Consider the following 21,436-nt stretch of genomic DNA (forward strand, 5'->3'; position numbering starts at 1 on the left):
GCGTCCATTCAGTCCTGCCGTTTATATTGATTATCGGAAGGGATCTTATCTTTCAAAGAATCCTGTTGTGTGAATTGCCCTTACAATCACACGAACTCTAATTCCGGATGATTGTACGCTTCATGACAAACGGTGAGCACATGGTCAATATCTCTTGGTGTCATGTCGGCATTGACCGAAAAGCGGATGATGTTTTTGTTCTTGCCCGTCGCGGGGCGGCAGAAAACCGCACCGAATACATCTCGTTCTTCGAGGAAATCACGAACACGTTCGGTGTTTCTTTCACTACCACACTCTAGTGCCACAATTTGAGACTCGCTGCGGATGTTAAAGCCAATCCGTTTGAGACCGGTAGTAAGCGATTTAGCGCTTTTGAATAAGGCTTCTCGTTTGTCTTCTGCGCCTTTTATTACCTCTAATGTTTTCTCTAAACGAACCACCTCTTGTGGTAACACGGTCGAGCTGAAAATAGCTGGATACGCGACAAAAGGTAAGGTTTCTGAAAGCTGCTTCGGCCCAAGAATAGCGCCTGCACGATAAGCAAAGGTTTTAGCCAAGCTAACGGTAATGAAGTCGACTTGGTTAGTGATACCCAATGCGTGAACTAAGCCAGCACCATTTTCCCCATGCGTACCCAGTGAATGCGATTCATCAACGACAACGGCACAATCAAACTCCTGCGCCATTTCGTAGATGTCGCGTAGTGGGGCGATGGTGCCGATTGTGCTGTAAATCGAATCGACCACAATAACGCCGGAGCCGTGGCGCTCTAGCTGTTTGCGCAGGTGATTCATATTGTTATGCATAAACGGGTGGGCGAGGGCGCCTGCAGCGCGAATGCCTTCCCATAGCGACATGTGTGCAAAGAAGTCAATGTACACAGGTGTGCCCGGTGGGCAGATGGTTTGCAATAGCCCAATATTAGCAGCCCAGCCAGACTGAGAAAGCAAACAGCTCTCCATTCCGACATAGTTCGCGAGCTCAGTTTCAAACGCAGGTTTAGACTGCTCATCTTGTAAGAAAATTGCAGACATCACTACGTTGTCATCTTGTTCGACAATCGCCGCTTGATGGGCCTCTTGGATCGGTTTGTTATGTGACAGCGCTAAGTAATCATTGCTCTGCATCACAACGGAATTACGCTGGGGGCGTTTACCCAATACTAAATGCTTCTGGCTTTGGTTCTGGGTAATCAGGTCTTGAATATAGAAGTTCAAGCGTTCTTCGATAAAGGAAGGTAGTGGTTTGTTTTTTGTTTTATCACTCATAATAGTTCTCTTCAAATACAGGAAAACGCCAGCGCTGACGGCTGTATATTGACGATAAAAAGTGATGTGTCATTAGCCAAGTTGCATAATTTTGTGGGTGCTTGCAAACTCAGCATTTAAGGGTTTTGAGGCGAGTGGGTTTCCTTACGGTTCGGGGCTTTACCCGAATTAAGATAGGAATAATAGCCTTCTTTTTTATGACAAAAGGCTATTAGAATTCGGCATTCGAAGGCATTTAAAAAAGCGGATTTTGAAAGGCTACGTGCTACGTGCTACGTGCTATTAGCTGTGAATATGGATAAGCTCGATTAAGGCATCCAATTGCTGCTTGGCTCCACCCTCTAACGAATACCCAATATTGATGCGTAAGCAATTGCTGTAAAGGTCGAGAGTGCTGAACAGGTGTCCAAGCCTAATATCAATGTTCTTCTCGGTAATGCCCTGAGCAAAGGCTGACTGGTTCAAGCTTGGGATTTGCAGCCAAAGCACCATGCCACCTAGTGGATTACTTATCTTCACATCTTGAGGAAGGTGCTGAGCCAAATAACTTAGGTATTGTTGGCGCAAAGACAAGATCTGAGTGCATCTTCTCCTCACGTGCTTAGCGTATTGGCCAGATCCAATAAAGTCAGCAACCGCAAGCTGAGTGGGCAGGGCAACGCCGTAGCTCGCAGCTGAGAACTGAGCCTTGTATTCGTTGATAAACCTGCCCGGCAAGCACCATCCCAAACGGTAACTCGGTGACAAACTTTTCGATACTGATCCACACCATAAGACAAAACCGCCTTTGTCGTAGTATTTCGCGGGGAGCGGCGTGTGTGAGGAGTAGGACAGTTCCAGATACACATCATCTTCAATGATCGGCACTCGATAGTGATTCGCTAATTCAGCCAGTTTCTGCTTTTGAGTGGCTGACATGTTGATCCCTTGAGGGTTCATATGAGAGGTAGAAAAGATCGCGGCATCGACTTGTTTATTTTTCAAATGCGCTTCCAGTTGTTGCAAGTCGACACCATCATCTAGAGACGGGATCTCGATGATTTTTCGCGACATTTGTCCGAGCAATTCCAGAATACCGTTGAAACATGGCGAGCTAATCGCAATGGTGTCGCCTTCTTTAGTGCAAGATTCAAGTGCGGCCTTAATCGCAGACATACAGCCAGCCGTAATCACCATCTCTTCAGGTGAAAAGTGCACATCGAGCTTGGCAAAATGAGTGGATAATGCCTGTCGTAAAATCGGCTCACCTTGTGTATCTGGGTAATGGTTAAGCCTGTTGCTCATACGCCTAATAGCGCGACGAAAACTTCGTTCCAGTTCAACGATCGACTGCTCATCATTAGTGGTGCTCGAAACCCCTGAAGGCCCATTGATTGAGTTGTGGGTCGAAGAGGTTTGCTTAACACTCGATATCTTACTCTCAAACTGTGCCCACTCTGGGGTTGAGTGAGCAGGTTTATGAGGAGAAACAAAATATCCCGCTTGCGGTCGAGAATGAATCCAACCTTGTGATTCCAGTTCTTGGTAGCAGCTCACCACGGTCGACATGCTGATCGCCTGTTGCTTGGCGCTACTTAGTCAGTTATGGCTTTGTGTTCGGTGTGGGTATCTGGGGTATGGCTTCATGGTCGATCACTGCTGGTTTATCGTCTGGGCTTTCATCGGTCTTGCTTTCAACCAACGTATTAATCGGCATGGCGGTTGGCGTGTGGTTGTTCAAGGAGAGTGCTTCTATTCGTAAATTATTGGGTGCGATGCTAGCTATGTGTGCATTGGCGGTATTGGTATCTGCAGCTACGGGTAATGTCACCGTTAATGGCGTGATCTTGATTATGATTGCGGCGTGCAGTTGGACCTTGATGGGCGTGATTGTTAAGGCATCGAAAACCACTCAAGCTTTTGCGTTCAATGTCTGGGGGATGCTGTTTGCTCCAGTGCCATTAGTGTTATTTGCCGTGATGTTACACGGTGACCAAATAATCTGGCAGGGCATCGAACAATGGGATTGGAACACGACGATTGCGGTGCTGTTTCAAGCTTACCCAACCACGCTATTTGGTTATTGGGTATGGAATAAGCTGCTAATCCAATACCCGTTAAGTACGACCGCGCCGTTAACCTTGTTAGTGCCTATCTTCGCATTGATTAGCGGTTACTTTATGTATGATGAGGTGCTGTCTGTGGCTCAGGTTGTTGCATCAATACTGTTTCTTGTCGGGATTGGTTTGATTGTGAAACCTGCGAATGTAACGAATACCAAAGCGACACAAACACTTGCTGAACAAAAATGATTGAAGAAAGCTGATATTGCATGAGCAGCTTTGAATGACAAATAAGACCTCGCACTTGTGAGGTCTTATTCTATGTCGAAGAAGTGAAGTTATTTAAATAACCAACTTACTAAGCAATCAACTAACCATACACGCAAGTAACTGGCTCTCAAGATCATATTCTATTTCTAGACCGATCATTTCTATTCTGATTTCGATACACTCATCGAGTTCTGATTCCGTCAAGCCATCCTCTGTTAAGTTGTAACCGAAAACCTCAAAAGAACATAGGCTTTTATAAGTGAATTCGAATTAAATTCAGAAATGATACAAATCTTATATTTAATAACGCTTATTTAGTAACCTTTGTTGAGTCCCATATCAAATCAAGTGGCTGATTTTATTGGGTATCGGAAAAAGTCTCAAAAATTATTATTTAGTTCGCTAAAGTTTTAAATTCTATTAATGGTTGTTTGTATGGAATATAACTCCATTTCGTTACTGTTGAGTAGATGGTTTTTAGCTATATATGTGAAATTTGAAGCGAGTTATCTTTCTGATTTGAAAGAATAATTAAATAGTTAAGATAAAAAAGTTGGCGAAAATCAGAAGCTTGGCATACACTTTCCTTGTAAATGACCTTATCTCATTGATTGAATAGGGTAAATGCTTTGGCGCTACTGGCGATGGTAGCAATGTTTAACATAGCTTTGAGGAAAGTTTTATGGCACTCACGAAGGCCGATTTGGCTGAGAACCTGTTTGAGACACTCGGATACAGCAAGCGGGATGCCAAGGAAACGGTGGAAGTGTTTTTCGAAGAAGTTCGTAAAGCGCTCGAAAATGGCGAACAGGTAAAACTGTCTGGTTTTGGTAATTTTGATCTTCGCGAGAAAAACGAGCGACCTGGTCGTAACCCGAAAACTGGTGAAGACATTCCAATTTCTGCTCGACGTGTTGTTACTTTTAGACCGGGACAAAAACTAAAGGCCCGTGTCGAAAATATTAAAATCGAGAAGTAGCCAAGCAATAGACCACGCCTAGCGTGGTCTTTTTGTATCTGCATAGAGTTTAAGCTAAACGCATTTCTTTAATTTTTAGTAACCTTTCTCAAACTCCATCTATTTACTGTCCGGTAAGAACTTGCTTTAGATGCGAAAACAGAGGCTAGGCCTCTGACTTTGAATCTTCACTCTAAAGGGCTTGTTGAACCTTACTTGCGATGTCTTCAGACACCCAAGGCTTCCATACCTGTGGTGAGCTTTCTAGAAAGTAATACATGGCTTCTTCGGCGTCGGCTTGGTTGTCTTCCATCCAGGCCAGCAACTCACTCATTTGTTTATTGGTAAAACCACGCTTTTCAAAGTATTGGTAGGCAAGAGGTTCGTTATTAGCAAAGGCTTCTGTGGTGATTGTGTGAACCGGTGCTGGTGGATACATGGTCACTTTAGGAGATTCACAATCAGGTTGTGTCGTACAGTTACGGAATTCCTCAATGTCAGTACCACTTCCGAAATCAACCTTCACCATTTCATACTTACCTAGCACAGGCGTAGGCGACCAGTAATATCCAAACCATGCTTTTTTGCGTTCGTAAGCTTTCGCTATCGTACCTGCTAAAGCGGCGCCTGAGCCGGGATCAACCATTTCAAAATTGTGATCTTCTAACTTAAGCGCATCGAACAGGTGACCGGAGGTAATCTGACAAGTCCAACCCGCAGGGCAGCTATAAAACGCAAACTTCTCATCATCTTCTGGGTGTTCAAACAGCTTTGCGTTTTTAATCACACCTTCAATGGTTGTAAGCTCTGGGTACTGTTCAACAAGGTAGTTTGGTACCCAGAAACCTTCTTCACCGCCGTTGACCAAAGACTTGCCCGCGTAACGTAGACGCTTATCCGCAACACCCTTATCCAACGCTTCTTTGATGCCATTAGTCCAAAGCTCTGGCGCAACATCAGGTTGACCTTTTTCAATCATTGACGTGCCCGTAGGGACGCTATCACCGGGGATTAAGTCCGCTTCACAGCCGTAGCCGTTATTCAAAATGAATTGGTCGACATGAGCAATAAGGCTCGCCGAGTTCCAGTTCATGTCTGCAATGGTGATCTTTCCGCATTCGTCAGCACTAGCGTGTACAGAAAACGCAGCAAGTAGCGCGATGGAAAGCATGGATTTGTTATTCTGCATTGACGTAATTCCTTTTCTTGTCAGAAGCTTATTCGCTATAGAAACAGAAATGTTCGACGGAGAAAAGAGACTGAGATCTAAATTTAAACGATCTGATTATTTGGGATAGGAAGTGGAGAGGCTACTCAACAAGTACTAAAAAGGGCTGCGAGTGCAGCCCTTGTGATGTTTATTGGAATAGCCTATCTATGTGTTAAGCCGCTTTAATGTGCGTTGTAATGTACGGTTGCCATGCTTGTTGGTAAAGCTCTAAAGATTGGCGTCGTAGGCTATTGATTTGTGCCGCTTCGATATCGTTGATTGGGCGATGTTCCGCAATTGCGTGACGCTCAATGCCTTGGATAATTTCGTACAGCTCGTGCTCAGGGCCACTTTTCACATCAGCAATCGCTTTTAAGTGAAGTTGAACCTCTGCAATGATGTTGGTTTTAGGCAAACGAACCAACAAGTTAAGGTCACGGTAACCAGAGTCAGCTGGTGATTTAAACTTGTTTTTCAGCTTTACAACGTCTGCTTCACGGCTTAGCGCTTCGTAAACTTCAACCAAGCTCTCTACATCGTTCGCGATGATAGTTGCACGGGCTAAGTCGGTAATTTTTGTCACATCACCATCAAGCTCAAGGGCGATTTTTTCTTCTGCACGAGCTTGAGATTTAACGCCAGCAAATAGCGCTTCAGAATTGGTTAGTAGGGCAGTACTTTTACAGATAGTCTCTAGTTCAGCTTGGCCTTGATGCGCTTTGCTGTACAGAATATCGAAGTCGGTGTAAGGCTGAGTCGGGCGTGAGTCGAAGGCTTTGATGCCGTAAAGGCCGCTCAAACTATGACGGAATACGTTTGAAGATACTTGGTTTTGCGCAGGAGTGCGCGTTTGATCTGTTGAACTTGTTGAAACAGGTGCTGCTGCGAATGCAGGCGCTCGGCTCAATACCAAAAGCATTAGGGCCGTCGTACGGAGAAATACACTCATTCAAACTCCAAAATACAAGGTTACAAAAAACGGGTAGTCAAAAGGGGTAACCAGTAACGCACAAGAGTAAAAACAGCTTAACTAAACTCACTACATATTAAATGGGGCTAGCTAAGACAGAAACCAACTCTAACGTTTAATATTGCTTTAAAATGTGAAGATATAGACAAATAATCCAACCGTTAGTTCCGCAATTATCAGAACTTTGAACTTAGCCAGTTTCTGACTTTATCGAAACCAATTTGGTACTTTAAACCAAGCTAAGGTTGCTCTTACCTCTCTATACTGTACCCTTGCATTATGACTGTTTAACATGAACGAAAGATGAATAATCCTGAATTTTGGCACAATAAATGGGCAGCCAACCAAATTGGTTTCCACCTCGAAGATGTAAACCCACTTCTGATTAAATTTTGGGAAAAGACTGAGCCTAGCTACGAGAAGAGTGTGTTTGTACCACTTTGTGGCAAAAGCGAAGATCTGATTTGGTTAGCGTCTAAGCATGAAGAGGTTCAAGGGGTTGAGCTTAGCCAAATCGCGGTACGCGCATTTTTCTCAGAGCATTTTTACACGCCGACGGTGACTCAAATCAGTGGTCAGCATGAGCTTTACCAATTCGATGAATTGAGTGTTTACACGGGAGACTACTTCACAGCGCCTATTCAGCCTGTTGACATTATTTATGACCGAGCTTCTTTAGTGGCATTGCCTGAAGAGATGCGAGTGCAGTATGTCGAGCGTTTGAAACAACTACTGAAACCGGGTGGTAAGATTCTTTTGGTAACACTGGATTACGACCAAAACGAAATGGCTGGGCCTCCGTTTAGCGTGCCTAAGCTAGAAATCGATCAGTTGTTCGCAGGTTATAAGATCACATTGTTGAATCAGGACATCGCAGACGATGAACATCCGAAGATTGCTAAGAAAGGTTTGTCTCGCTTCTGTGAAGAAGTGTATTTGATTGAGTCAGACGCTTAAGTTCAGTCTGCTTAGTTAAGCCAACAGATAACACCAACAAAAAGACGGGCTCGATAGCCCGTCTTTTTTATTGTTCAGATTTGAACTCGTGATTGTTCAGAATTGAATAGCAGGTTAGTAAATCACTTTTACTTTTGACGCGCTCTCAATTGCATCTTCAATCGCTGTCTCAGTGCTGTTGCGACGAGTAAGCGCCACACCAAGACGACGGCGACCATCGATATCAGGCTTACCAAACAAGCGAACTTGTGTTTGTGGTGCGTCTAGCGCCTCTGTAAGACCTTCAAAACGAATGTTAGTTGAAGTGCCTTGGCCTAGAATAACCGCTGATGCACAAGGGCCGTATTGCGTGATGGATTTGATCGGCATACCCGTAAAGGCTCGTACGTGCAGTGCGAATTCCGATGAGTCTTGAGACATCAGAGTAACCAAGCCAGTATCATGTGGGCGAGGGGAGACTTCATTGAAGATCACGTGGTCGCCTTTAACGAACAGTTCAACACCAAAGATGCCGTGACCGCCTAATGCGTTAACCACTTGCTCTGCCGTGTATTGCGCCGCTTTAAGTGCGTTGTCAGACATGACCTGTGGCTGCCATGATTCACGGTAATCACCGTCTTCTTGACGGTGACCGATAGGTGCACAGAAGTGAACACCGTCGACAGCACGAACGGTTAGAAGCGTGATTTCGTAATCAAAGTCGATGAAGCCTTCAACGATTACACGACCCGCGCCAGTACGGCCACCTTCTTGTGCGTAGTCCCAAGATTTCTGGATATCTTCTTCGGTTTTGATAACGCTTTGGCCTTTGCCTGAAGAACTCATTACCGGCTTAACAACGCAAGGCATACCTACGAACTCAACAGCAGCGGCGAAATCTTCAAAAGTGTCTGCAAAGCGGTAAGGCGAAGTGCTTAGTTTTAACTCTTCAGCGGCTAAACGACGAATGCCTTCACGGTTCATCGTTAGCTTGGTTGCATTAGCCGTTGGAACGACATTCAAGCCTTGTGCTTCAAGCTCAACTAACTTGCTAGTGGCAATAGCTTCAATTTCAGGAACCACATAATCTGGTTTTTCTAGCTCAATGATAGCTTGTAGCGCATCACCATCTAACATGTCTAATACATGGCTACGGTGCGCAACTTGCATTGCTGGTGCGTCTGCATAACGGTCACAAGCAATAACTTCTAAACCTAAACGTTGGCACTCGATGGCAACTTCTTTTCCGAGTTCACCCGAACCTAATAGAAGTACACGAGTAGCATTTTCACGAGTAGCAGTACCAAACATAGAAATTCCTTCCGATCTTTTGAACGATTGATTGAAAACGGGGTGATCATACTTATTTCAATGACAAAAGCAAACGTTTGCGCAAGTTGTTGCTTTAATTACAGGCATAAAAAAAGCAGCCCTGTTAAATAGGGCTGCTTATTTAAATTTTTGTTAATCAGATGTACTTAGATTGCTAAGTAAGTCACTGGAATGTCGGGATTAATCGCTTCTAATGTAGATTGCGTATCCGCTAGGTGACTGATGCTACCTTCTGCGATTTCAACCAAAGCAGCACTTTCAATTTGTTCGAAATCGAAGCCAGCCAGTTTAAGTTGAATTAACGCGACTTGCAGAGGTGGTAGGCTCGGGTTGAACGCTGCATTTTCAGCGTAAGCTCCCGTAAAAATTTCACCTGACGTCAGTTGTAGTGAAACACCACTTAGGTTTTTGGTGTAAGGAGCATGGCTGCGGTTTAGTGCTGCTAGCGCTTCTACAACAATAGGCGTTGTTTCTTCGGTCGTGTACTTATGATCAAGCTTTGTCATTAGGCCAGTTGTCACACCTAAATCAGCAGGGCCGAACGAGTCTGGTAAGTACTCTTGCAGAGACATTTCATCACGTTGTGGAAGCTGAACTTTAAGTTCTTTTGCTGTTGTCAGTTCGTTCATGAATTGACGACAGTGACCACAAGGACTGAAGTTGATGGTGATATCTGAGATACCGAGTTCGCCTTTCATCCAAGCGTGGCTGATTGCAGATTGCTCAGCGTGAACGGTTTGACCAAGTTGAGCACCAGCGATTTCAAGGTTTGCACCAAAATACAGAGTACCAGACAAACCACGTACGATTGCACCAACATAAAAGTCAGATAACGGAGCGTAAGAATACGCTGCGGCAAAAGGAAGTAGCGCAATACGTAGTTCGTCATCCGCTAGACCACTTGCTTGCAGTAGGCTAGCAAATTGTTCTGGAGACAATGTCGCGTCAAAGTTGTCTGCTAATACGATGTCACTCAAAAGCGCTTTCATTGATGATGGAGCACTTTCCAGCGCCAGGGTAATACGACTGTTCATGTTGAATCCTTAATTGACCTTAGGCTTTAAGTTTATGCAATGCTCAGGAATTTTCTGTGATAAATATCACTATTGAATTGTTGTTGTTACATTGGTTTGCATAATTAGAGTGAGGTCACACTTGAAATCGATTACAAGCGCCATTTATACAGCTGATATCGCACTTATTGCTCGTAAAAGACCGTGACTTGACTGCTATTGCTAAATAATTGCGAATAAAAAGCCCAAACAGACACTGTAATAAACAGCATTCTGGTTGGGCTGAATCGCGTAGTGATCGTTTAGGTTAAGAATAGAACCAAACCACGAGCGAAAATATACTCGGTGCGATGATTGAGGTAATGACGCCACAAAGCACAAGAGCCAAAGAACTGAATGCTGCGTCTTCCTGATTCTTTTCAGCACAAGTTGCCGTACCTAAAGCGTGAGACACGGTACCCATGGTTAAACCTCGGGCAATAGGGCTCTTAATACCAATGAGATTGTAGATTGGATAAGCAAAAATTGCCCCAAATAGACCAACAATCAATACCAGTATTGCCGCAATCGCTGCTTCACCACCTAAATGGCTCGATACTTCCATCGCAATTGGTGTGGTGACTGACTTACCTAATAAACTCGCAATCAAAGTTAAGTCAGCTTTAAAAGCCACTGCGATTAATGCTGTCGTTGTCATCGACATCACACTGCCTAGCGTGCAAGCAAAGGTGATGATGCGCCAGTTGGCTCTAATTTGAGGTAACTGTTCGTAAAGCGGGTAAGCAAGGGCAACAACCGCAGGCTGCAGCATGTAGGTAATCCATGTGTTGTCTGCATAGTAAGTCTCAAACGGTACTTTGAAGAACGTGAGTATCGGAATGATGATACCAATGCTGATCAGCAGGGGATTACACAGCGGCGAGTTTACTTTTTGACTTACCCAGCGAGCAAACAGGAATACCACGATGGTGAGTAGAATCCACATGATCAGTTACCTCTCGATAGCATGCGGTCTAAGAACCATGATAAGGACACCAACACCAGTAACGTGCCACCAACGGCGCTCGCCATAATTGGCAATGCGTTCGCGATGAGCATGTCGAAGTGATCCATCAACCCAACACTGATCGGAACAAACAGTAAGATCATTAGCCGGATAATCAAGCTTGCACCGGGTTGTACCCAGTGCGAAGGAACAATACCAATCACCATGGCGGCAAACAGAATCAACATGCCAAAAATACTGCCTGGGATTGAGGTATCCAAAAAGTGCTGTAACGCGTTACCTGCTGTAAGAGCACCTATGATTAAGGTGAAGGAGATTAAGCAGTAAACCAGTTGGATCAATCTTTCTTTCAAAGTGTTACGTCTCTTGATAGTGGAATTAGCTAGCTAACTTTTCTACGTATTGATAAACCGCCTTCAAGATAGCCATTTTCTTCTCGTCGCTTTCATGTTCGTGCGCGAGGTTTTCAAGGTTGAGCATGTACTCTTCTAAACGGCACTCATAAAACTCACGACAATGGTTCGCCCATTTCAATTGCTCAGCTTCGTCGAGCGTCCATGGGAAGTTACGCGCACGGTAACGGAACAGTAACGGTTTAATTCGTTCGTCACTGAAGGTGATATCCAAAGCCGCCAAGTTGTTCGGGTCAGTTTCGCGAATGATGTTCATCGCTGTTTTATCAGCAGGTGAAAAGAAACCGTCGTAAAGGTGTGTATCAACATCATCACTCTTTTCGTACTCGCGCTCTTGTGAATACAGGCCGATCAGTTTTTCGCGGATCTCTGGGTGTTCGCGCAGCAGTGCCAAGTTTTTCAGGCATTGTTGGCGATCGATACCGATGGTTTCAGCATTTTCAGCCGTTAGCGTTTTGGCTGGAGCAAGAATAGGGCACTTGTTCAGTTGAACCAATTTGATTGGTACTGGTAGCTCGTCTTCACCCAGTTCACTGCGTTTGGTGTAGAGTCTGTCTCTGAGTTCATCAGCGTCCAGTTCTAACAGTGGGCTTGGATCTTTGGCTAAATCAACCACGATAACCGCATTTTGATTGGTTGGGTGCCAAGCCATAGGCACAATCCAGCTTGTGTAGTTGCAGTCACGGCCAAACATGCCCGAAACGTGCATCAATGGTGTCATGTTTACGATATCAACCAGATCATTCAGCTTACGCTTATGACGCATGTTGTAAAGGTAATCGAACATCTTAGGTTGCGCAGCTTTCAGCTTCTTCGCTAACTCGATGGTCGCAATAACATCGGCCATCGCATCGTGCGCGTTCTCGTGTTCAATGCCGTTTGCCACAGATAGGTGTTCCAGTTTGAAGCTTGGGTAACCTTCTTCGTTCTCTGGCCAAACAATGCCTTCAGGACGCAGTGCGTGAACAGCGCGCATTACATCTAATAAATCCCAACGAGAGTTGCCATTCTGCCAGCTCCACGCATATGGGTCGATGAAGTTTCGGTAACAGGTGTAACGCGTTACTTCATCATCAAATCGAATACTGTTGTAGCCAAGGCTTGTGGTGTTAGGTTTCGCTAACTCAGCATGGATCTTAGCGATAAACTCTGGCTCAGGGAGACCTTGTGAAGCCGCTTTTTGTGGTGTGATACGGGTGATCAGTGCAGCTTCAGGCGCAGGGAGGTAATCAGCGGGAGGTTGGCAATAGATAACCAGAGGCTCTCCAATAACATTGAAATCTTGGTCGGTACGAACACCCGCAAATTGACTCGGACGGTCTTTTGCTGGGCTAACGCCCCATGTTTCGTAATCGAAAAAGAAGTAGGTTGGCTGATTATCTGAACTCATTGAATTTCCTGAACAGCAAGCGCGGAACGTTTACTGTGGCTGAAGGTTAGTTTTGTTCAGTATCTGATAGTATGCGGTACGCGTGCAACCCAGATCACAAATAAATTGCCGGAAAACGGTGCTTTACTATTCAATCGAGTCAGTGGGGAAGGTTTTGAAACCAATTGAGGCGGTTTCTTAGTTAATACAATCTGTCTATCGTCCGTTTAATCCGATGGAGGCGAGAGTATCAACTGGACTTTCTGCTTCATGGTTAACTCTCGGTTCTTCAAATCTTTGAATATGGCCTTCCATTCTTGAAAGGTGACCACTATCGGATTAAAACTGTTCACGGGTTTGGTGACGCCATAACGTACAGTTTCAACTTCAGGTTCGAATGTACCAAATAACTTATCCCAGATAATAAGAACGCCGGCGTAGTTCTTATCAATGTATTGCGGGTTTTTGCCGTGATGTACTCGATGATGCGAAGGGGTATTAAAGATGTATTCAAGTGGCCCCAAGCTTCGTATCCATTGTGTATGGACGAAGAACTGCAAACCTAGATTGAGAAGCACCACAAAGATGACCCACTTAGGGGCAAAACCTATGATGACCAACGGTATCCAGAAAAGCCACATCCCAGCAAGTGGATACATTAAGCTTTGACGGAAAGCCGTACTGAAGTTCATGCTTTCTGAACTGTGGTGTGCCACGTGTGCTGCCCACATCCAGCGAACACGATGGCTTGCTCTGTGGAACCAGTAATAGCAAAAGTCTTGCAACACCATCAATACAACAAAACTCAGCACGCCCATTTCAATGTCCATTAAGCGCCAACCAAACATCCAGAGATACAGCTGCACGACCAATAACCCGGTGAGCAAATCGGAGAGTTGATGCATTCCCGCCAGCGTGAAATTACACATCACTTCTGAAAGCTTATAGCTGGAGTTATCAGGCAGTCGACCTTGCTTCTGACCGATAAAATACTCAGCCAACATGCACACCACGAACAAGGGCGCTAATACCAGCAGTAGCCATTCTGGGTAATTGATTAATGCGTCGATATTCATGTTTTATCCTTGTTGAGACGCCATACGCGTTCTTAGTATCAAGTTTACTTAGACTTGCTCGCCTGAAATTCAGTTAGCAAAATTTCGCTACCAGCGAGCAAAGTGATCTTCTGTTAGGCCAAGAACACCATCGAGTTGATGTGTCACTCCATTGTTGTCTTCAATCGAGCCAGAAAAGTGACCAATGAACTGACGAAAGTTACTTTTTAACAGCCATAAATTGAGCTTTTCGCTGCGATTATTTAAGGGCGTAAAGGTCAGGTTTATACGTCCATCTTGTGATGTTATCTGCCAAGGTAAATTGGTGTCTTGGCGACTAAACGCAAACTGTACCGGGTTAAGTAAGTGCCGAGTTCCATTGATCCATAAAACGTTCTCGCAGCCTCCGGTTTCATTGACGCCTGCTGCGAGGTTCAAGCCAATATCTGTCCCATTGGATTGCGTGTTGATGCTTGCCCAGCGCCAACTGGTTTCACGTCTCATGTAACCCGCTGAAAAGTCATAACCGGAACGAGCTTGTTCGAGAACGAGTGATTCTCCCTTGATTTGGATTTCACCGCTGATGCGCAAAGCATTGTGCTTTTGGGTGTAAGTCCAACCTGAATAACCCGTTGGGCTGCACATCGCCATGGGCAAGCTGTCGGTTTCAGGCTCTAAAGAAATATCGGCCTTGATGAATTTCGTATTCAAGCGAACTCGCCATTGTCCGCCCTCGATATAGAAAGCAATGCTTTGATCTGCAATGCTTGTCTTTCCTTCAAATGGTGAAGGCGTTACATGCTTATCAAACCCTAATAGCCTCAACCAAGATGACTCTTGCAGATGGTTGTTTTCTATGTCGTACAGATAACAAAATGCCGAGCTTAAGTAGCGAATATCCGCGATAGCGACGCCGATAATGTGTGTGTCGGTGACGATGCTGACAAACTGGAATTGCTTATAGTGGAAGTGCTTCTGCCAAGGGTTTGCTTTTGAATCCATCGAGTTTCGGTAGTCAAAGTTCTCGATGTTTAGGTGTTTAAGGATGCCATCGAAATGCCCAATGATCGGCTGACCATTAGAATTAATCAAACTGTGTGGGGCTGGGTTGGTTTTTATCATTGCGATGGTTCACATTATTTTAACAACTAAAGCCATTGTGCGATGAGTAGCGTAGAATTGGGAGGTCATATTCGGACAAGAGCGCGTTACCAATCACGATTTTGTCAGTAGTGTTGTTGAAGCTGAGTCGTCATGTTGATGGGAATGGGCTCGATATAAGGAGAGACGATTGGAGATTATCGCGGAGTATAAGCCGACCGGACATCGGCATCAGTTGGGTACATTAGATATCGCGCTGCTGTTGAATACGTTAGAGCAACGAGGTCTCGATATTGAAAGGCTACTCAATGATGTGGGTTTGCCGAACATGGATTGGCGAGACCCGAATGGAAAGCTGACTTACGCTGATAAACTTGCGTTATTTAGCGTGGCGAATCAGAGCTTTCCTCACGATGGCTTAGGGCTTTGGCTGGGGGAACACGCTAGCTTGAGCCACTTTGGTGTGTTGGGTTATGCGCTATCGACCAGTCAAAATGTCGGGGAGGCCATCAAGTCGGGCTTTAAATATCTGCGCCTGAACGGTCCTATTTTCTCGGTTAAATTGTTTCTAGATTCCGAGCATGCAGTGATTCAGATTGAGAACACCTTGGAAGTGGGCGATCTGCTCCCTTTCTGCAGTGAGTATTTCTTAAGTTCCATCGTCTCTTTGTTCAAAGAACTGACTGGTCATGAGCTGGATATTCACACTTTGGCTTTGCCTTATGCTCGTCCCAATTACGCTAAGCTCTATGACGACCGTTTCCAGTGCCCTGTAGTTTTTGAGCAGAGCCATTGTGAATTGCGTTTTGATGCCTCGGTTTTATCACAGACCTTATTGACTCATGATGCCGCGACACTGAAGCGCTATCTTGCGTCTTGCCAGTCGATAGTCGAAACGTTGGACTCTGAGCATCTGCTGACTAATCAGATCAAAACGATCTTTTATCAAACCGCAGGTAGTTTCCCGAATATTGAACAACTCGCGGATGAGTTTGGTTGTAGCTCTCGTACACTCAGGCGAGAGCTAGTGACCCATGAATCCAGTTACCAAATATTGCTTACCGAAGTTCGAGTGGAGCTGGCCAAAGAGCTATTACTCGGCACAACCATGAGCATTGATGACATCGGTGAAAGGCTCGGTTATAGCGACCCTGCAAATTTCAGAAGGGCGTTTAAAGGTTGGCTCAATAAAACGCCCGCTCAGTTTCGTGATGGTTTAAGTTAAGGCGTTACTTGCTAAAGAACTGTTCTCTGAAATCGGTGACTTGCTGCTGATAGTAACTGTCCCAATCTTGTTGAGTCCAAGTGGCATAACTTGATGAACGTTGAGAGCCTAAGGTCGCTTTGAGCTGATCCAGTTGCACGTGATAACTCATCACGGTTTGTTGCTGTTGTGCGACTTGTTGTTCTCGCGCGGCAATGTTGCTGGCCTGCGCTTCATCTAAGTAGGCATCTTGAAGGTCGGCTTTGACTGATGCTACTTCAGCAGGGCTATAGCTGCTGGGTATCAAAGATACTGCCAGTTCATATTTTTGAAGCTGTGTTTCGGCGTTTAACGTGCCCGTATTGTTTTGCCATTCACTAAGCAAATCTTGATAGTTGGCCAAAAACTGGCTCGCTTCGTTCTCTTCAAGGGTGTTGGCGTCAAGCGTAAAATCCAGATGAGCAAACTGGTCAGCGAATAGCTGGTGGGCCAACTCTCCCCATACTTGCTGTGCAGATTGCTTGAATAAGGCTACACGATCTTCAAGAGTCTCTATGGATTCAAGTGGGATAGTGCTTTGTGTTAATTGCCAGTCAGCCGATAGCTGCGGATAGTCGCTCAGTAACTCAAACCATATGCCCGGCAATTCTGATTTCAATCGTGCGAGTTGCTCTGCGCAGTCATCGCGTTGTTGGCAAAGCTTCCAGAACCCATCGAGTTCATCGAACAAAGCCTTGCCTTCAAGCTCACTCAAGTTTTCAGCAAGAATTTTACCGTCCAGTGCTCCGGCTTGGGCTTGATTGCTGTGCGATGCGGAGTTTTCCGAACTAGCGGTTGCAGTAGGCGTGGAATTATCGTCATTAGTTGTCGTAGAAACACGCGGCTTAGGTTCTGTGTGTTGAGCAGAAGATAGCGCTGTTTCGTTCGTTTTTGATGACCACGAATAGCAAATAATGCTCGCCGTTAAGACGAGCATTAGGATTAATATAACTCGATGCATTATTGGTTCACCGAGTTACTTGATCACGGCGCTAACAGGGAAGTGGTCTGAAAGGTTGTAGTGTTTCCATAACTCACTGCTTGTTGAACGAGGAACATCAACGCGGTTATTGTTGTGAGTTTTTTGTGCGTACTCCGAACTCACCACTACGTAATCCAAGTATTCGACGTTTTCCCCTCCAGACATAGGTTCGCCTGCAAAGTTGTTGATGCGTGGGTCAAAGGTAGACGCGGTGTAACCAGAGTAGGTTGGTTCATCAGCCTGCAGGTTAGCGAACATTTGTTGGTAGTCGTCTGGGAACTTCAGCTTGTTCACGTTGAAGTCACCGCTGTAAATAACCGTTTCTGAGTTTGGTATTTCCAGTGATTGAGCAAGCTGACGCATCTGCTTGAATTGACGTTGTCGGTAATCACGAGCGGTGTCCGTATCGAATGATGCCGTGTGGGTACCGAAAACATGGTAAGCCTGACCATTCTTGATAACTTCCGCGTAGTTAACACCTTTATCAGCAAAGCAATCTGTGCCCGTGCAATCAGGGAAAACATACTGCGCTTCATTAACGATAGGATAGCGGCTGACAATGATCACACCACCGTCGTATATGTTAATCCCATCTTTATCGAGCATTTTAGTTTGATAAGGATACTCTTTCGCAAGTTCACGCAAGAACTCATCTCTGCCGTTGGCAAACACCTCTTGAAGCGCCAACACGTCGTAGCCTTTTACGTATTGAGGGAGAAGATCGTAGCGATCACCAATATGTGAAGCGATGGCAGGCAGCGCCCAGATGTTGTAAGTCATGACCTTGAGTGTATTGGCATCCGGCTCTGGTTGCTCATCCACTTTTGGTGGGGTGATGGTGTAATAAATATCATCATAGCGCGCTGTAGAATCGGCTTTGAGGGCTAGCTCTGCATTGACCCCGAACGCATCGGTTGTGCTGCGATGAATATTACGATCGTCATGCAATGTTAGGTTGACGTCTGCGGCACTCAAACCATGTTGCAGTGTCGAGTTATACCAATGTCCCTTCATGGTTTGGTTGAGCGTGACACTTTCGCCCACAGCGTTTGATACCACAGTGTCAAACTCATAGGTCTTCCCAGATTTCACACCAGTCCAGCGGTTGAAACTTATCAGCTTCTTCGTCTCCCAAGGACCAATCTGTTCAACATGCTGTTGCCACTCATCACCGAGTTGAAGCAGGTCGGTACCAGTGTGGTTGGCTTGAATGGTCATCACTTGATTGGTGTTATTGGTGAGATACACGTCGGTGTCTGCGATCGCAGAGGTCGAAGCGATTGATGTGGATGCCACAAGTGCAGCTAACCAAGTCCATTGAGTTTTCATCGTTTACGTTATCCTTATTGATTGATGTCTAGAATAACGTAGTCAAGAGTTATGACATTGGAGTTATAACTCTATGGCATTTATTCAAATATGAGATATATGCCAAGGTTTTATAAAATTGATTAACCATTGAAAATTAACATATTGTCTTATCGGAATGATAAGTGGTACGCGCGCGAATAATAGGGTCAGTTAATGCTTTCGAGTCGGTGGAACAGCCAATATTGGCGTGCTTAAGTGAAAACTGTGTGTCGCGGTAAAGTGGAGGTTGTGAGCAACAAGAAGGGAATATGGACACAGCTTAGAGCTATCAGCATAAATTTTGCGATTGTTCTGTAATTTACTCTTGTTCAGTAAACAGAAACCTCAAAAACAGGTATGATAGTGCCGTTTTTAATCCTGAACTGGGAAAGTCATGGCAAAGTTAACACTCCAAGAGCAGATGCTTAAAGCTGGCTTGGTAAATGAGAAAAAATTAAAGAAGGCGAAGAAAGGCTCTAAAAAGTCTCGCGTTCAGTCTCGTGAAGCAAAAGCGGCAGCTGAAGAAACTAAACTGGCGCAGCAAGCGAAAGACAAAGAGCTAAACCAACAGTTGAAAGAACAACAGTTGAGCAAAGAAATTAAAGCTCAAGTGAAGCAACTGATTGAGATGAACAAGATCGAACAGAAGAACGGTGAGATCAAATACAACTTCACCGACGGTACGCTAGTTAAATACCTTTACGTAGAAGATCTGACTCAAAAGCAACTAAGTAAAGGCATTCTAAGTATCGCGCGTCAAGGCGAAAGCTATGTTGTTATTCCTACTGCGGTAGCGAACAAGATCGCGATGCGTGACGAAGAATCTATCGTTGATACGCAGGCAGGTAGCACAGACGAAGTAGACGAAGATGACCCGTACAAAGACTTCGTGATCCCAGATGATCTAATGTGGTAATCCGTTTTACCTAGCTCCATTTTAATGGTTAGCTAAGTTTACAGGATCTAAGAATGCAGCGAACAATCACTCGATTGGCGCTGCATTTTTTTTGGCGCGAAATGACTTCAACAAATCTTGAATAAAGCTTAGTGTTCTGACATGCCGTAAACAAGGCTATCATTGGCACTTGCATGATCGATAAAATCGGTATTAGCGCGCTGTTCGTGTTGGTCATAGCCATCGAAGTAACAGTCGCCAATTTCATTGCGCGGGCAAACGTGAATGTGGTCTTTGATGACCAGTTCGGTAGAGCAGCATGGGCAGTGTTTTACATGTCCAGTGAGTACCGTAGATCGATTTGGTTTCATACATCCTCCTGATAGGCACTGTAATATGATTGCCTATTTGCACCCTAAGTTACGCAAATTAGTGTGTCGTTATGATTTCATTTTTAAGTCAATAAAAAACGATTCGTAGAGTGAATGTTTAGGTATTAATGTAAATGTAAGAGCAAGAAAAAATAAAAGAACTAGGACGAGTAGGCTTGAAAGTAGATCGGCCATATAGTCGACTTTCACTGGTATCACATTCAGCCGAAGAGGTTGAAGTAGAGCTCGCTACGACGAATATGTTGGCCAGATGAAACCAACAAGCCCTAGTGAGCTGTGCATCATTTTATCGACTTAAGCTTTCAAAGTAATTCTGAACAAATTTAACGAACACTTGGTGTTTCTTTGCCGGATAAATAACTTGCGGATAGAACAGATAAATACTGTTGCCTTGTTGCAGACATTCATCAGGCAGCACTCGCTCTAATTCTCCCAGTTCGACCTCTTTCGCAACGTAGTAACTTGCAATACGGATGATGCCACTGCCTGCCATAGCTTGTTGCTTAAGCAGGTGGTTGTCATTACTTGAAAGCCAGCCGGACACATCAATATTTACCGATTTTAAAGGCCACTCGGTTTGGTGCAGAGTTGCTAAGCATTGATGATCACTTAAGTCACTCACATTGGTAGGGCGACCAAATTGGTTAAGATAACCGGGAGTCGCGACTAAATCATGTTGATAGCTAATCAAGTGTTTCGCCACCATGTTGTCAGGTGGCGTATTGGTGGCACGAAACGCGATATCGATATCATCTTGATTGAGATTAAAGTTGGTGTAGCTACTGTTTATCTCGAAACGAATCTCAGGGTATTGCTGCCTAAACTGTTGGCAGATATCGAATAGATATACCTCAGTAAACATCTTTGGCGCAGTGAGGCGTAATAGGCCTTTGACGATGTCGTGTTGCTCAGAAACACTGCGTTCAAGCTGTAAGACTTGCGAGCGAATCGTTAAGCCTTGTTGTAACGCGCGTTCGCCTTCTTGGGTTAAACGAACACTGCGAGTGGTTCTGACCAAAAGCGGGCACTGTAAATCGTTCTCTAAACGTTTGATCTGTTCAGAAAGGTAGCTCTTAGAGATACCGAGCTTTTCGGCTGCCTTGGTAAAGTTGAGTTGCTGAGCAAGTTCTACAAACAGGATCAGTCGTTCTATTCTTTTGTGTTCGTTCATTCGCGCGTTCCTACCAATCTATTGTTCGTCATATCAAACAATCATTTCGTAACTAGCATATTCTGTTTTTTAAAAAGAACAATATGATAGAGGCATATTTCTGGTCAGCAAATCTTCTAAGCGAGAATCGATATGACGAACAGCACTGAATCTACAAACAAAACGAATGACAAAAAACGTATCCCATTATCAAATTATCTACCGAATGTTGGGCAAATTGCCTATGGCTGCATGGGGTTAGGTGGTGGCTGGAATGATAATCCAGTGACGAGTGCGGATGTTGCTCAAACACGAAGCGTAATCGGCACCGCACTAGAATCGGGCATTAACTTATTCGACCATGCGGATATCTATACCTTCAGCAAAGCTGAGCAAGCCTTTGGTCAAGCATTACAACAAGCGCCTGATCTGCGTGAACAGATGTTCATTCAATCTAAGTGTGGGATTCGTTTTGAAGGCG

General features: G+C 44.8%; 19 protein-coding genes and 3 pseudogenes. 6 read left to right on the forward strand and 16 right to left on the reverse strand.

What is annotated here, in order from left to right; all coding sequences use genetic code 11:
- Positions 1-86: 86 nt before the first annotated feature.
- Both cqsA and AB6E54_RS02705 read right to left on the reverse strand, forming a co-directional pair.
- A complete protein-coding gene (gene cqsA / locus AB6E54_RS02700) occupies positions 87-1,268 on the reverse strand; it encodes an alpha-hydroxyketone-type quorum-sensing autoinducer synthase (protein WP_372074013.1) in 1,182 nt (393 codons plus the stop codon).
- Between the two features lie 282 nt (positions 1,269-1,550).
- Positions 1,551-2,837, reverse strand: a pseudogene (locus tag AB6E54_RS02705) (PLP-dependent aminotransferase family protein); the annotation flags it as partial.
- Between AB6E54_RS02705 and AB6E54_RS02710 the strand changes: the two are divergent.
- Positions 2,828-3,559 (forward strand): annotated as a pseudogene (locus tag AB6E54_RS02710) (DMT family transporter); the annotation flags it as partial. The pseudogenes AB6E54_RS02705 and AB6E54_RS02710 overlap by 10 nt on opposite strands.
- A 117-nt stretch (positions 3,560-3,676) precedes the next feature.
- Here the strand turns inward: AB6E54_RS02710 and AB6E54_RS02715 are convergent.
- Positions 3,677-3,814 (reverse strand): annotated as a pseudogene (locus AB6E54_RS02715) (GTP-binding protein); the annotation flags it as partial.
- Positions 3,815-4,262: 448 nt separating this feature from the next.
- Here AB6E54_RS02715 and ihfA point away from each other — a divergent pair.
- Positions 4,263-4,559, forward strand: coding sequence for an integration host factor subunit alpha (gene ihfA, locus AB6E54_RS02720; protein WP_004734853.1), 297 nt, complete (start codon positions 4,263-4,265; stop codon positions 4,557-4,559).
- 172 nt (positions 4,560-4,731) lie between these two features.
- Here the strand turns inward: ihfA and AB6E54_RS02725 are convergent, their stop codons facing one another.
- Both AB6E54_RS02725 and AB6E54_RS02730 read right to left on the reverse strand, forming a co-directional pair.
- Positions 4,732-5,727 carry an ABC transporter substrate-binding protein gene (locus AB6E54_RS02725; RefSeq protein WP_102427801.1) on the reverse strand — a complete coding sequence of 332 codons (996 nt, stop codon included), beginning with the start codon at positions 5,725-5,727 and terminating at the stop codon, positions 4,732-4,734.
- 193 nt (positions 5,728-5,920) lie between these two features.
- Positions 5,921-6,697 carry a RelA/SpoT domain-containing protein gene (locus tag AB6E54_RS02730; RefSeq protein WP_017059130.1) on the reverse strand — a complete coding sequence of 259 codons (777 nt, stop codon included), beginning with the start codon at positions 6,695-6,697 and terminating at the stop codon, positions 5,921-5,923.
- A 324-nt stretch (positions 6,698-7,021) separates the two neighbouring features.
- Here AB6E54_RS02730 and AB6E54_RS02735 point away from each other — a divergent pair, with 324 nt between their 5' ends.
- Positions 7,022-7,675 carry a thiopurine S-methyltransferase gene (locus tag AB6E54_RS02735; RefSeq protein WP_102427802.1) on the forward strand — a complete coding sequence of 218 codons (654 nt, stop codon included), beginning with the start codon at positions 7,022-7,024 and terminating at the stop codon, positions 7,673-7,675.
- A gap of 114 nt (positions 7,676-7,789) precedes the next feature.
- On the opposite strand, the gene purT is transcribed toward AB6E54_RS02735, so the two are convergent.
- The 7 genes from purT to AB6E54_RS02770 all read right to left on the reverse strand — a co-directional run bounded on the left by purT (position 7,790) and on the right by AB6E54_RS02770 (position 14,964).
- Positions 7,790-8,965, reverse strand: coding sequence for a formate-dependent phosphoribosylglycinamide formyltransferase (gene purT, locus AB6E54_RS02740; RefSeq protein WP_017070928.1), 1,176 nt, complete (start codon positions 8,963-8,965; stop codon positions 7,790-7,792).
- A 167-nt stretch (positions 8,966-9,132) separates the two neighbouring features.
- The gene (gene cdd, locus AB6E54_RS02745) at positions 9,133-10,020 is read right to left on the reverse strand and encodes a cytidine deaminase (protein ID WP_017059133.1); all 888 of its coding nucleotides are present in this window, start codon (positions 10,018-10,020) and stop codon (positions 9,133-9,135) included.
- 286 nt (positions 10,021-10,306) lie between these two features.
- Positions 10,307-10,984, reverse strand: coding sequence for an LrgB family protein (locus tag AB6E54_RS02750; protein ID WP_004734865.1), 678 nt, complete (start codon positions 10,982-10,984; stop codon positions 10,307-10,309).
- Between the two features lie 2 nt (positions 10,985-10,986).
- On the reverse strand, positions 10,987-11,358 hold the full coding sequence (locus AB6E54_RS02755) for a CidA/LrgA family protein (RefSeq protein ID WP_372106241.1): 372 nt from the start codon (positions 11,356-11,358) through the stop codon (positions 10,987-10,989).
- Between the two features lie 25 nt (positions 11,359-11,383).
- A complete protein-coding gene (sbcB, locus tag AB6E54_RS02760; protein ID WP_017059136.1) occupies positions 11,384-12,808 on the reverse strand; it encodes an exodeoxyribonuclease I in 1,425 nt (474 codons plus the stop codon).
- A 206-nt stretch (positions 12,809-13,014) separates the two neighbouring features.
- The gene (locus tag AB6E54_RS02765) at positions 13,015-13,863 is read right to left on the reverse strand and encodes a sterol desaturase family protein (protein WP_017059137.1); all 849 of its coding nucleotides are present in this window, start codon (positions 13,861-13,863) and stop codon (positions 13,015-13,017) included.
- 87 nt (positions 13,864-13,950) lie between these two features.
- Complete coding sequence (locus AB6E54_RS02770; protein WP_372168734.1) at positions 13,951-14,964, reverse strand: DUF2804 domain-containing protein; 1,014 nt, start codon at positions 14,962-14,964, stop codon at positions 13,951-13,953.
- A 169-nt stretch (positions 14,965-15,133) separates the two neighbouring features.
- Between AB6E54_RS02770 and AB6E54_RS02775 the strand changes: the two genes are divergently transcribed.
- Complete coding sequence (locus AB6E54_RS02775) at positions 15,134-16,168, forward strand: AraC family transcriptional regulator (RefSeq protein WP_372102218.1); 1,035 nt, start codon at positions 15,134-15,136, stop codon at positions 16,166-16,168.
- A gap of 4 nt (positions 16,169-16,172) precedes the next feature.
- Here AB6E54_RS02775 and AB6E54_RS02780 read toward each other — a convergent pair whose 3' ends face one another.
- Together AB6E54_RS02780 and AB6E54_RS02785 are read right to left on the reverse strand one after the other, a co-directional pair.
- Positions 16,173-17,123 (reverse strand): chromosome partitioning protein ParA, encoded by a 951-nt coding sequence (locus tag AB6E54_RS02780; RefSeq protein ID WP_372106303.1) that lies wholly within the window; start codon positions 17,121-17,123, stop codon positions 16,173-16,175.
- A 39-nt stretch (positions 17,124-17,162) separates the two neighbouring features.
- Positions 17,163-18,497: a sphingomyelin phosphodiesterase gene (locus tag AB6E54_RS02785; protein WP_372106243.1), complete on the reverse strand. Its 1,335-nt coding sequence runs from the start codon at positions 18,495-18,497 to the stop codon at positions 17,163-17,165.
- A gap of 415 nt (positions 18,498-18,912) precedes the next feature.
- Here AB6E54_RS02785 and AB6E54_RS02790 point away from each other — a divergent pair, with 415 nt between their 5' ends.
- Positions 18,913-19,434, forward strand: a complete 522-nt coding sequence (locus tag AB6E54_RS02790) for a DUF2058 domain-containing protein (protein ID WP_016786196.1) — start codon at positions 18,913-18,915, stop codon at positions 19,432-19,434.
- Between the two features lie 128 nt (positions 19,435-19,562).
- On the opposite strand, the gene AB6E54_RS02795 is transcribed toward AB6E54_RS02790, so the two are convergent.
- Together AB6E54_RS02795 and AB6E54_RS02800 are read right to left on the reverse strand one after the other, a co-directional pair.
- Positions 19,563-19,784: a hypothetical protein gene (locus tag AB6E54_RS02795; protein ID WP_017059142.1), complete on the reverse strand. Its 222-nt coding sequence runs from the start codon at positions 19,782-19,784 to the stop codon at positions 19,563-19,565.
- 307 nt (positions 19,785-20,091) lie between these two features.
- Positions 20,092-20,976 carry a LysR family transcriptional regulator gene (locus AB6E54_RS02800; RefSeq protein ID WP_102393873.1) on the reverse strand — a complete coding sequence of 295 codons (885 nt, stop codon included), beginning with the start codon at positions 20,974-20,976 and terminating at the stop codon, positions 20,092-20,094.
- A 132-nt stretch (positions 20,977-21,108) separates the two neighbouring features.
- Between AB6E54_RS02800 and AB6E54_RS02805 the strand changes: the two genes are divergently transcribed.
- Positions 21,109-21,436, forward strand: a 328-nt coding sequence (locus AB6E54_RS02805; RefSeq protein ID WP_372168736.1) for an aldo/keto reductase, incomplete at its 3' end; no start/stop codon positions are given.

The organism is Vibrio sp. 10N.247.311.49, assembly GCF_041467655.1.
In the GTDB taxonomy this organism is placed as follows: domain Bacteria; phylum Pseudomonadota; class Gammaproteobacteria; order Enterobacterales; family Vibrionaceae; genus Vibrio; species Vibrio crassostreae_C.